Source organism: Corynebacterium pseudogenitalium (assembly GCF_024453815.1).
In the GTDB taxonomy this organism is placed as follows: Bacteria; Actinomycetota; Actinomycetes; order Mycobacteriales; family Mycobacteriaceae; genus Corynebacterium; species Corynebacterium pseudogenitalium.
Genome location: NZ_CP072934.1, coordinates 1,291,260 through 1,303,403, shown reverse-complemented (window position 1 = coordinate 1,303,403; position 12,144 = coordinate 1,291,260). Strand labels below are relative to the sequence as shown.

General features: G+C 55.5%; 12 protein-coding genes. 10 read left to right on the top strand and 2 right to left on the bottom strand.

All coding sequences use genetic code 11. From position 1 onward, the window contains the following. Positions 1-41: 41 nt before the first annotated feature. Together KBP54_RS06260 and KBP54_RS06255 are read right to left on the bottom strand one after the other, a co-directional pair. Positions 42-491: a YbjN domain-containing protein gene (locus tag KBP54_RS06260; RefSeq protein WP_070362397.1), complete on the bottom strand. Its 450-nt coding sequence runs from the start codon at positions 489-491 to the stop codon at positions 42-44. Continuing rightward, entirely contained in the window at positions 481-951 is a 471-nt protein-coding gene (locus tag KBP54_RS06255; RefSeq protein WP_070362398.1) for a type III secretion system chaperone family protein, read from the bottom strand. Before KBP54_RS06255 ends, KBP54_RS06260 begins: the two co-directional genes overlap by 11 nt. A 229-nt stretch (positions 952-1,180) precedes the next feature. On the opposite strand from KBP54_RS06255, the gene pyrR reads away from it, so the two are divergent. The 10 genes from pyrR (at position 1,181) to coaBC (ending at position 12,069) form a co-directional block, all read left to right on the top strand. Continuing rightward, the gene (pyrR, locus tag KBP54_RS06250) at positions 1,181-1,750 is read left to right on the top strand and encodes a bifunctional pyr operon transcriptional regulator/uracil phosphoribosyltransferase PyrR (protein ID WP_070362399.1); all 570 of its coding nucleotides are present in this window, start codon (positions 1,181-1,183) and stop codon (positions 1,748-1,750) included. Further along, the gene (locus KBP54_RS06245) at positions 1,747-2,667 is read left to right on the top strand and encodes an aspartate carbamoyltransferase catalytic subunit (protein ID WP_070362400.1); all 921 of its coding nucleotides are present in this window, start codon (positions 1,747-1,749) and stop codon (positions 2,665-2,667) included. Before pyrR ends, KBP54_RS06245 begins: the two co-directional genes overlap by 4 nt. Before the next feature lie 2 nt (positions 2,668-2,669). Beyond that, a complete protein-coding gene (locus KBP54_RS06240; RefSeq protein ID WP_070362401.1) occupies positions 2,670-3,950 on the top strand; it encodes a dihydroorotase in 1,281 nt (426 codons plus the stop codon). 14 nt (positions 3,951-3,964) lie between these two features. Next, positions 3,965-5,110: a glutamine-hydrolyzing carbamoyl-phosphate synthase small subunit gene (gene carA / locus KBP54_RS06235; RefSeq protein WP_256005040.1), complete on the top strand. Its 1,146-nt coding sequence runs from the start codon at positions 3,965-3,967 to the stop codon at positions 5,108-5,110. A 24-nt stretch (positions 5,111-5,134) separates the two neighbouring features. Beyond that, on the top strand, positions 5,135-8,485 hold the full coding sequence (gene carB / locus KBP54_RS06230; protein ID WP_256005038.1) for a carbamoyl-phosphate synthase large subunit: 3,351 nt from the start codon (positions 5,135-5,137) through the stop codon (positions 8,483-8,485). A 2-nt stretch (positions 8,486-8,487) separates the two neighbouring features. Then, complete coding sequence (gene pyrF / locus KBP54_RS06225) at positions 8,488-9,288, top strand: orotidine-5'-phosphate decarboxylase (protein ID WP_256005037.1); 801 nt, start codon at positions 8,488-8,490, stop codon at positions 9,286-9,288. Between the two features lie 217 nt (positions 9,289-9,505). Continuing rightward, positions 9,506-9,829: an integration host factor, actinobacterial type gene (mihF, locus tag KBP54_RS06220; RefSeq protein WP_070363511.1), complete on the top strand. Its 324-nt coding sequence runs from the start codon at positions 9,506-9,508 to the stop codon at positions 9,827-9,829. Between the two features lie 4 nt (positions 9,830-9,833). Beyond that, positions 9,834-10,427, top strand: a complete 594-nt coding sequence (gene gmk, locus KBP54_RS06215) for a guanylate kinase (protein WP_070362405.1) — start codon at positions 9,834-9,836, stop codon at positions 10,425-10,427. A gap of 36 nt (positions 10,428-10,463) precedes the next feature. Next, entirely contained in the window at positions 10,464-10,766 is a 303-nt protein-coding gene (gene rpoZ, locus KBP54_RS06210) for a DNA-directed RNA polymerase subunit omega (protein ID WP_256006621.1), read from the top strand. An 85-nt stretch (positions 10,767-10,851) separates the two neighbouring features. Then, complete coding sequence (gene coaBC / locus KBP54_RS06205) at positions 10,852-12,069, top strand: bifunctional phosphopantothenoylcysteine decarboxylase/phosphopantothenate--cysteine ligase CoaBC (RefSeq protein ID WP_256005035.1); 1,218 nt, start codon at positions 10,852-10,854, stop codon at positions 12,067-12,069. The last annotated feature ends 75 nt before the right edge of the window (positions 12,070-12,144 follow it).

Below are 12,144 nucleotides of genomic sequence, written 5' to 3'. Positions count from 1 at the left end.
AAAAGTGGGAGGCAACGAATCAACGCGTTGCCTCCCACTTTTTAGTTTCCGCGTTGAGCGGCTTCAGCGATCGTTTCTGATAGCACTTTCATCATATTTTGTGCATAGAGCACCTGGTCGACACTACGGCGGAGAGCACTCGAAAGTTGTTCATCGGTCATGCCCGCGGCAACGTGTATCTCGCTTTCAGAACGGACAACTAGTGTCTCCCCTCTGTTTGCCACAACCGCGCGGCAACCGAGCAGCGAAGAGTTCGTCTGGTTCGCGGCGAGATAGAGTGAGGGATCTGTGGAGTCGGAAGGAACGTCTGTTTCGGCATCGGCGCGGACGATCAACACGGTGTCCAGGAGTACAAACAAGACATGGAAATCATTCAGGTTTGCATGCGCGACGCGCCCTGTCGGATCATCGGACAGTTCGATGCCGTGACCCCGCATTTGTTCAATGATGCGTTCGATCGTTACCTGGGGTGTAGAAGTACTAGTGCTCAACGTGGGGGTCCTTCCAGTTCACTAACGTGGGAAATGACGTTTCCAGAAAATCAAAAGCCTGCAGTGTTGATTCGATCGATGTGACGATAAATGCGCCCAATTGATCTGGTGTTAACCCGTTTGTGACGTCTGTCGTACGGATTGCGCTCACCGCCAGCGATGGTGCATCGCTTCCTGTTTCGTTTTCGAAGAAACGCAAGGTTGGCGCAAAATGGGTTTGGTTATGTTCGTTCATTGCCAAGAGCAAGTGTGAAGCCATTTCTTGTGGCACAGCACCGCGCCAAATGGATTCGAAAATCAGATAACTATCATCCAAAGCGCACACAGTCGCGCAGTTGACGAATCCGCTTCGCAAAATATTTTCTTCAATGCGGTACTCAAGGTCCTCATTTTCAAAAATGGCTGCAACATCTGCAAGCGAAACCGGACTGGGCTGGTCAGGGATTTGTTGCGTCGTCATTGTTCCAACCCTACCAATCATTCGTCGGCCAACTACCTATGCGGAATCCTCAGAAAACTTGGCGGGTACACCTGTATAGGGGAAGCGAGCAATCTAGTGAAGAGAATTATTGACTGATATAGCGAGACGCCTTTGTGAAGGTGCTAAAATTCTGACCAGTCTCAGCATAGACAAATACCAATTTCGACATCCTTTAAATTCCGCACAGCGAGGCGGGGAAGGAGGTTCGATGAGTGACAAGCAACGCGTGACGTCTGCGCTATTAAATGAGCGTGACGTTGAGCGAACAATTGCACGCATCGCGCACCAGATCATTGAAAAGAATGCGCTTGATTCGGAGTCTTCAGACACTCCAGTCCTATTGGGTATTCCTTCGGGGGGAGTGCCACTAGCAGAGCGGATCGCGGATGCGATTCAGTCTTTTACCGGGATCACCGTCCCCGTAGGCAGCCTGGATATTACGCTGTACCGAGACGATCTCCGAGACAAGCCTCATAGGGCGCTAATGCCGACGAACATTCCGGTTGAGATCAATAACGCAACGATAATCCTCGTAGATGATGTTTTGTTTTCCGGTCGGACCATCCGCGCGGCACTCGATTCGTTGCGAGATCTTGGTCGACCACGCACTATTCAGCTTGCAGTCCTAGTTGATCGTGGACACCGCCAACTACCAATTCGCGCCGACTACGTTGGCAAGAACATTCCAACCGCCATTGCTGAAGATGTCACGGTGTCTCTGACCCCAATTGATGACATCGATGCGGTGACGCTGACCAAGGAGGTCACCACCGAATGAAGCACCTGATTTCGATCGACGATCTCAGCGTTAACGACATTCACCTCATCATGGATGAGGCAGATCGGTTCCGAGAAACCCTCGAGGGTCGCGAGATTAAAAAGCTACCAACGCTGCGTGGACGTACGATCTTCACGCTGTTTTACGAGAATTCAACGCGCACGCGCTCCTCATTCGAGACTGCAGGTAAGTGGATGAGCGCTGACGTCATCAATATTTCTGCGTCCTCTTCTTCCGTGAAGAAGGGCGAGTCGCTGAAGGATACGGCCTCGACGATCGCTGCAGTCGGCGCTGACGCCATTGTCGTTCGCCACCCATCGTCTGGAGCAGCGAAACTCATTGCTGACTGGGTTCCTAATGTATCTGTCGTCAATGCGGGCGATGGCCAGAACCAGCACCCGACGCAGGCGCTCCTTGATGCGGTAACGATGCGTCAGAAGATTGGTGAAATCGCCGGCAAGAAAATCATCATTGTCGGCGATATTTTGCATTCAAGGGTCGCACGCTCCAACGTGCAACTGCTGTCGAAGCTTGGCGCGGATGTCGTACTCGTTGCACCACCAACCCTGTTGCCAGTTGGGGCGGAGTACTGGCCATGCCGTATCAGCTACGACTTTGATGCCGAGATTCCAGACGCGGACGTTGTAATGATGCTGCGCGTTCAGGCAGAGCGTATGCATGGCGGGTTTTTCCCATCGCACCGCGAGTACGCCACGCTGTTCGGACTCAGCAAACAGCGAGCACAGCAAATGAAACCTGGCGCCATCATCATGCACCCGGGCCCAATGCTGCGCGGTATGGAAATCAACTTTGATGTTGCAGACCGCGAAAATACTGCTGTACTGCAGCAGGTCTCAAATGGTGTTTATACGCGAATGGCTGTGCTGTTCGCTTTGTTGGCTGGAGAGGATAGCTAGAAATGTCAGTAATTGCATTGACAAACGTTCGGCCATACGGCGAATCCACCGTAAACGTCCTGATCAAAGATGGGCAGATTGCTTCGGTAGGGGAAGACGTCGATACCTCGAAGGCTGACGAAGTACTAGATGGTCAGGGTTGGGTGCTGCTGCCTGGCCTGGTGGACATGCACGTCCACCTCCGTGAGCCGGGCAGGGAAGATACGGAAACCATCGCCACAGGTTCCGACGCAGCTGCGAAGGGCGGTTTTACAGCCGTGTTTACGATGGCTAATACGCGGCCGGTGATTGACCAACCATTCCTTGCTGAAGCGGTGTGGAACAAGGGGCAAAGCTACGGTAAGTGTGACGTGTACCCGGTTGGATCTATCACGCAAGGGCTTGAGGGCAAGCAGCTCACCGAGATGGGATTGATGTCGAAGTCCCATGTTCGTATGTTCTCGGACGACGGAAAATGCGTGAACGATCCACAAATCATGCGGCGCGCAATTGAATATGCGAAAGCATATGATGTGCTGCTCGCACAACACGCCGAGGATCACCGTCTGACTGAAGACGCCAGCGCTCACGAAGGGCCAATGGCTGCGAAGCTGGGCCTTCGTGGATGGCCGCGCGTAGCTGAAGAATCGATTGTCGCCAGGGATATGATCATGTCGCGCGATTACGGCGGACGTCTCCACGTCTGCCACGCTTCGACGGAAGGAACTGTTCAGCTCTTGCGCCTGGCGAAGCAGCATTCCTCAAAGATTACGGCGGAGGTTACACCGCACCATCTGCTGTTGACAGATGAGAAGCTGGAAACGTTTAACGGAAACTTCCGGGTAAACCCGCCGCTGCGTGAGCACAGAGACACAATTGCGCTTCGTGACGCTTTGCTGAACGGGATTATTGACGTAGTTGCGACGGACCATGCCCCGCACGGTTCGGAAGAAAAGTGTGTGGAGTTTGAACACGCGAAGCCAGGCATGCTGGGGCTCGAGACATCGCTGGCAATCATCGCGCGTGTCTTCGTTGAAGCGGGGTTGGCGGACTGGCGGTTCGTCGCAAAGGTAATGAGTGAGAGACCAGCTGAGATTTTGAGGCTGGAGGACCAGGGGAGACCGATTACTGCTGGCGAACCAGCAAACCTCACCTTGGTCGACCCGAATTCGCCGTGGACGGTAGAGCCGGAAGAGTTGGCGTCGAAAGCCTCGAACACACCATACGAGGGAATGCAGTTCAATGCGCAGGTCAAAATGACGATGCTGCGTGGAGCTATTACGTACCAAGCTGATAACGAGTAAAGGAACTAAACAATATGGTTAATGAACGTATCCCAGCGCTTCTCGTGCTTGGCGACGGAAAGGTTTTTCGAGGCTTCTCATTTGGGGCGAAGAAGCAGGTCTTCGGAGAGGCAGTGTTTAGCACCGCGATGACGGGCTACCAGGAAACGATGACTGACCCGTCCTACCACAAGCAGATCGTGACCCTTACAGCCCCACAGATCGGCAACACCGGTTGGAACGACGAAGATAATGAGTCCCACGACAACAAGATCTGGGCTGCTGGCCTTGTGATCCGCGATCCTTCCACCGTGCACTCGAGCTGGCGCGCAAAACGCAGCCTTGCAGAACAGATGGAAAACGAAGGTATCCCGGGCGTCTACGGGGTGGACACTCGTACTCTGGTGCGTCATCTCCGCAATCACGGCTCTATTGCGGCAGGAATTTTCGTCGGTGGAGACACCGAGCGTCCAGTCGATGAGCTAGTGAAGCTGGTGAACGAGCAGCCTGCGATGGCTGGGGCAGACCTCAGCGAAGAGGTCTCGACGAAGCAGCCGTACACTATCCCCGCTGAAGGCGAGAAGCGTTACACCGTCGTCGCCTACGACATGGGCATTAAGACTGCTACGCCGATGCAGTTTGCACAGCGGGGCATTGAGACCGTCGTGGTGCCGGCGAATACTCAGCTAAAGGATATTGAACAGTACCGACCGGATGGTGTGTTCGTCTCGAACGGTCCAGGAGACCCATCCACAGCAGACGAGATGGTGGCGATTGTTCGCGATATTATCGCTGCTGAGATTCCATTCTTCGGGATCTGCTTCGGTAACCAAATCTTAGGTCGTGCGCTTGGCCTCGAGACGTACAAGCTGCGCTACGGCCACCGGGGAGTCAACGTTCCGGTGAAGAACCTGCGCACGGGAAAGATTGATATCACGAGCCAGAATCACGGTTTCGCCCTCCGCGGCAAGGAAGGCGACACATTCGAGACAGATTTCGGCCCGGCTTCCATCACACATGTCTGCCTCAACGACGGCACCGTCGAAGGCGTGGCATTGGACAACAACATGGCGTACTCCGTGCAGTATCACCCCGAATCAGCCGCCGGACCGCACGATGCGAACCCGCTGTTTGACCAGTTCATCTCGTTGATGGACTCGAAAAGCCCGAACAACCAGTAACCAGCATTAGAGGAGATTCACACAATGAAGCGCGAAGATATCAACCATGTGATGGTTATTGGCTCCGGGCCAATCGTTATTGGCCAGGCGTGCGAGTTTGATTACTCGGGGACGCAGGCTTGTCGCGTCCTGAAGGAAGAAGGGCTACGAGTCACGCTCATTAACTCGAACCCGGCAACGATCATGACGGACCCGGAGTTTGCGGATCACACCTATGTTGAGCCGATTGACCCAAGCTACATCGACATGATCTTGGCCCGTGAAGCAGAGCAGGGGCATCCAGTCGATGCGATTCTGCCAACGCTCGGCGGTCAAACTGCCTTGAACGCAGCGATCCAACTTGAGCGCCAGGGTATCCTGGCAAAGCATAACGTGGAGCTTATTGGCGCAAACATCGATGCAATTGAGCGCGGTGAGGATCGGCAGAAGTTCAAGGACATCGTCGAGAAGATCGGCGGTGAATCTGCCCGCTCACGTGTGTGCTACTCGATGGATGAAGTCCACGAGACTGTCCAGGAGCTTGGGCTTCCGGTCGTTGTCCGTCCTTCCTTCACCATGGGCGGTCTTGGCTCTGGTCTTGCGTTCACTATGGAGGACCTTGACCGCATCGCAGGTGGGGGACTTGATGCCTCCCCGGAGGCAAATGTGCTGATCGAGGAGTCTATTCTCGGCTGGAAGGAGTTCGAGCTTGAGCTTGTCCGCGACCGCAATGACAACGTCATCGTGGTCGCCTCAATCGAGAACGTTGATGCGCTTGGTGTCCACACAGGTGACTCTGTCACCGTCGCGCCGGCTATGACGCTGACGGATCGGGAGTTCCAGACCATGCGTGATCAGGGTATCGCCATTATCCGCGAAGTGGGCGTCGATACGGGTGGCTGCAATATTCAGTTCGCGGTGAACCCTACTGACGGGCGCATCATCACAATTGAGATGAACCCACGTGTCTCTCGCTCTTCGGCTCTTGCGTCGAAGGCGACGGGCTTCCCGATTGCAAAGATCGCCTCCAAGCTGGCTATTGGCTACACGCTGGATGAGATTCAAAACGACATCACCGGGGTGACCCCAGCCGCGTTTGAGCCGACGCTCGACTACGTCATCGTCAAGATGCCTCGCTTTACGTTCGAGAAGTTCCCTGGATCAGACGAGACGTTGGGCACCTCGATGAAGGCTGTTGGCGAAGCGATGGGCATTGGGCGCAACTACATCCAAGGCTTGAATAAGGTCATGCGGTCAATGGAAGAGAAGCCGAACGGTTTCTGGACGAAGCCGGATAGCTACTTTGCTGAGGGTCGTGAGAATGATGTGGATGCTGTCCTCCAGGATCTGCGCGTCCCGACCGACAAGCGCATGTACGATGTTGAACTCGCGCTGCGCTTGGGCGCGAGCATCGAGCAGGTCTACGAAGCTAGTGGGATTGACCCGTGGTTCCTCGCTGAGTTGGCAGCGCTCGTTGAGTTCCGCCAGGCGCTAATCGACGCCCCCGTTCTCGACGCTGAGCTGCTCCGTGAAGCGAAGGTTTTCGGGCTCTCTGATGCACAGATTGCTGCCCTTCGCCCTGAGCTAGCCGGCGAAGATGGCGTACGATCACTCCGGTGGTCTCTTGGCGTCCACCCTGTATACAAGACCGTTGATACTTGCGCGGGTGAGTTCGAAGCACAGACGCCGTATCATTACTCCGCTTACGAATGGGATCCTGAGGCAGAGTCTGAGGTTGCCTCCTCCGATAAGGAGAAGGTGCTGATCCTGGGCTCCGGCCCGAACCGCATCGGTCAAGGCATAGAGTTTGACTACTCGTGCGTCCACGCCGCGCTGGAGCTCTCGCGGGTTGGCTACGAGACAGTGATGATCAACTGCAACCCGGAGACCGTTTCCACTGACTACGACACGGCTGACAGGCTCTACTTCGAGCCTCTGACATTCGAAGATGTCATGGAGATCTATCGCGCTGAGTCTCTGTCTGGCACGGTTGCAGGCGTTATCGTGCAGTTGGGTGGTCAGACGCCACTCGGGCTCGCGCAGCGACTCGCCGACGCCGGGGTGCCGGTAGTCGGAACTAGCCCCGAAGCCATCGATTCCGCGGAAGACCGGGGCGAGTTTGGCAAGGTGCTCGACGCTGCCAAACTGCCTGCGCCAGCGTACGGTACCGCCGTTTCTTTCGAAGAGGCACGTCGAGTAGCAAATGAGATTGGATACCCCGTCCTTGTTCGTCCTTCCTACGTGCTGGGCGGTCGAGGCATGGAGATTGTCTACGACGAGCAAAGCCTTGAAGACTATATCAATCGCGCGACCGAACTCTCGCCGGATCACCCTGTGCTTGTTGACCGCTTCCTGGATTCCGCGATTGAGATCGACGTCGACGTGCTCTCGGATGGTAAGGACGTCTACCTCGGTGGCGTCATGGAACACATCGAGGAAGCCGGCATCCACTCCGGCGATTCGGCCTGTGCACTGCCTCCGATGACCATTGGGCCAGAGGACATTGAAAAGGTGCGTCGTTCTGCAGAGGCGTTGGCGCACGGTATCGGCGTTACTGGTCTGATGAACGTACAGTTCGCGTTGAAAGACGACATCCTCTACGTCATTGAAGCCAACCCGCGTGCGTCGCGAACCGTTCCTTTCGTGTCGAAGGCGACCGGCGTACACCTAGCCAAGGCGGCTGCTCGTGTGATGATGGGTGCGACCATCGCAGAGCTGAAGGCCGAAGAGATGATCCCGAGTGACTACGACGGTGGCTCGCTGCCACTTGATCACCCAATCGCAGTGAAAGAGGCCGTGTTGCCGTTCAACCGCTTCCGTCGGCCGGACGGAGCGATGCTCGACACCATCCTTGGTCCAGAGATGAAGTCGACTGGCGAAGTGATGGGCTTAGCGCCGTCGTTCGGAGTTGCCTACGCGAAGGCTGAGGCAGCAGCCTTTGGCGCACTTCCGACGGAAGGCACAGTATTCGTTTCTGTCGCTAACCGTGACAAGAGAACCCTGATTTTCCCAATTCAGCGCCTTTCCACAATGGGATTCAAGATTCTGGCTACAGGCGGCACAGCCCAAATGCTGCGAAGGAATGGGATCCCTTGCGAGATCGTATTGAAGGCCTCAGACGTCCGAAACGGGGCGGAAGGCAAATCGATCGTCGACTGCATTAACGATGGTGAGATTGACCTGATTCTGAACACGCCCGCAGGATCTTCAGGTGCACGCCACGACGGATACGATATCCGCGCCGCAGCCGTTGCACACGGCGTACCACTCATGACGACAGTTCAGGGCGTTACCGCCGCGGTCCAAGGTATCGAAGCGCTTCGTGACAATGAAATCGCTGTCATGAGCCTTCAGGAACTTGAGTCCGAAACTCGGACTGAGAACGGAGATAAGTAGCCGTGTCCTTTGCGCTCGACTTGCACAGTGCTGCCCGTGAACACGGGCAGCTGTGTGTGGGCATCGACCCGCATGCACAGATCCTTGAACAGTGGGGTCTCCCAGATACCGTAGATGGCCTTGCCGCGTTTTCCGATGCCTGTGTTGAGGCGTTTGCTGGCCATGCAGCTGTGGTCAAGCCACAGGTCGCGTTCTATGAACGATTTGGATCCGCAGGCTTCCGCGTCCTAGAGCGACTCATTCAACGCTTCCGGGAGTCACGAACGCTTGTGATAGCAGATGCGAAGCGAGGGGATATCGGTTCGACAATGCAAGGGTATGCCGACGCTTGGCTTCGACCGGGATCGCCCCTAGAAGTGGATGCCCTCACGCTGACTCCGTTTCTTGGCGTTGGTTCCCTTGCCCCTGCAATCAACACTGCCTTCGAGTATGGGAAAGGAGTATTTGTTATGGCTGCTAACTCGAACCCGGAGGCGCTGGAGTTCCAATCTCAACAGATAGACGGTGTAACAATTGCGCAGCAGATGGTTGATGCCTGTGAGGCGCTGAATAGCACGCACCGTTCAGATGTGGGGATTGTGGTGGGGGCGACGCTCTCATACGCGCTTGATCTTTCGAGGTTTACTGGGCCAGTCCTTATGCCAGGCGTTGGCGCACAAGGGGCTAGCTTTAACGACGTTCGTGAGATCGCGGGGAAGAGAATTGGGCAGTTTTATCCCAATATGTCACGTGGGATTCTTACTGCTGGTCCGGACCCAGATGAACTGCGAAAACGTGCCGTTGACCAGGCGAATTGGCAATAGAGATAGCTCGTATTTACCAGATTGCATAATTGCTGGTAGTTTAGTTGCGTCGATGCGTTGACGTGGCTAAACGCCATGCAATACATCATGAAGAAAACTTCCTAGTGCTACACTGGCTCGGAGCCGCTTGCTTAGTCCGGTACTATCGGGGCTGGTAAATCGCGGTCCGGTGCCAAAGCACTGGAGCAATAGAACTACTATCTACATGGAGGAAACCGTGGCACTTCCACAGTTGACCGATGAGCAGCGCAAGGCAGCACTTGAGAAGGCAGCAGAAGCGCGTAAGCAGCGTGCAGAGCTGAAGGCTTCGCTGAAGCGCGGCGACACGAACCTCGCTGAGGTTTTGGAGAAGGCAGCTACCGATGAAATCATCGGTAAGACCAAGGTCTCTGCGCTCCTGGAGGCTCTGCCAAAGGTTGGCAAGGTGAAGGCTCGCGAGATCATGGAAGAGCTTGAGATTGCACAGACGCGTCGTCTGCGCGGTCTGGGTGACCGTCAGCGCCGTGCCCTGCTTGAGCGCTTTGGTTTCTCCGAGGACTAATCCAGTGTCGACTCCCACTTCACGCGGTAATCTCGTAGTTCTGGCCGGCCCGTCAGCGGTAGGGAAGTCAACCGTTGTGCAGCGCTTGCGCACAGAAGTTCCTGAACTGTACTTCTCTGTCTCAATGACAACGCGCGCACCTCGGCCGGGCGAACAGGACGGCAAGGATTACTTCTTTGTTACGCCTGATGAGTTCCAACAGAAGATTGATTCGGGCGAGATGCTTGAGTGGGCAGATATCCATGGAGGGCTCCAGCGCTCCGGTACTCCAGCTTCTCCAGTGCGCGAGGCGTTGGAGGCTGGTCGGCCAGTCCTCGTCGAAGTCGACTTGGTTGGAGCTCGAAACATCAAAGGCTTGATGCCAGAGGCGGCCACCGTTTTCTTGGCCCCGCCGTCGTGGGAAATTCTTGTAGAGCGACTCACTGGCAGGGGCACGGAGACGCAAGAGGTGATCGAGCGTCGTCTGGAAACTGCCCGCAACGAGATTGCGGCGCAGGACGAATTCGACAACGTCGTGGTCAATGACAACATCGATGACGCTGTCGCTGCTATAGTGGACCTTCTTGTGGGGTCTGACGGCCGAGACACTGACAATTAATTGAAGTACAACGAGAAGTAGGTTGAATTGAGCACGATCAACAGCGATCTGTTGCAAGATGGCCCTGCGGGCGACGCGGAAGAAAAAGCATACGACACCCCTGATGGTATTACCGCACCCCCGATTGATGAGCTACTGACGAAGGTTTCGTCGAAGTACGCCTTGGTAATCTTTGCGGCCAAGCGCGCCCGCCAAATCAACAGCTACTACCAGAACTCAGACGAGGGCGTTTTTGAGTTCATCGGGCCATTGGTGACGCCGGAGCCGGGTGAGAAGCCGCTTTCGATCGCGCTTCGTGAGATCAACTCGAGTTTGCTCGAGCACGAAGAGGGCATGTAACTCCCCGCACCCTCATATCACACACTTGCCCCGCAGCGGCTCCCTAATGGAAGCGGCTGCGGGGTTTTGCGTACACTCTTTTGCTATGAACGAAGTGAGCAAGGTAGTCGTTGGCGTTTCGGGCGGTATCGCAGCGTACAAAGCCTGTCAGATTGTTCGCGGATTTCGCGAGCAAGGGGTTGAAGTACGGGTTATTCCGACAGAAAACGCCTTGAAGTTTGTAGGTGCGGCCACTTTTGAGGCGCTGTCTGGCGCTCCGGTAGACACTGATGTTTTTTCGCGCGTTGATGAGGTGCAGCACGTACGAATCGGGCAGGATGCGGACGTCATTGTGGTGGCTCCTGCTACTGCAGACTTTCTGGCGCGCGTGGCTAGTGGGCGCGCTGATGATCTCTTAACTTCCACACTGCTCATGGCAACGTGTCCTGTCGTGCTCGCTCCGGCAATGCATACTGAGATGTGGGACAATCGCGCTACGCAACACAACGTGTCGGTCCTTCGCTCTCGGGGGTACACCGTACTGGAGCCAGCGCATGGGCGGCTGACGGGCAAGGACAGTGGGGCAGGTCGGCTTCTCGACCCCTCGCAGATTGTCAAGCTGACAGAGACCGTGGCTGCTACCGGGCCAATTGAGCAAACGCTCAAGGGCAAAAGAGTGTTGATCAGTGCCGGAGGCACTCGGGAGCCACTTGATCCTGTCCGATTCTTGGGGAATCATTCCTCCGGCAAGCAAGGTTTTGCTCTGGCAGAGATTGCAGCACAAAGAGGTGCCCATGTTGATATCGTCGCGGGTGCCATTGACCACTTGAGCATCCCCGCTGGTGCCGAGATACATCGTGTCACTACTGCTCTCCAGATGAATGAGGCGATGCGCAGCCTTGCTCCACAAGCCGACATCATCGTTATGGCTGCTGCTGTAGCTGATATGAGGCCACGGCATGCGGCGCAGAAGAAACTGAAGAAAGATGATAACAGTCAAGAGCTTTCTCAGGTGGACCTGGTTGCAAACCCCGATATTTTGCAGGGACTTGGTGAGATGAGGAAAGAGGGGCTTACCTCTGCGACGATTGTTGGGTTCGCTGCGGAGACCGATAACGAACTTGAGAACGCCCGGCGCAAGCTGCAGCGCAAGGGAGTGGACGGTCTGATGGTGAATTCGGTGGCGCAGGGAGCTGTCTTCGGTCAGGCACACAATCAGGGGTGGTTCCTTGATAGTTCGGGTCGGGAACAGGCGATTCCGCATGGTACAAAGCTGGAAGTTGCAGTGCACCTGCTGGATAAGGTTGAGTCACTCCACATGTAGAAACGACGTTTGAGTTATTAGACCGAGTGGTCTACTCTAAAGTGCATTGCATCAACGGTTGGCGATGGTACGTCT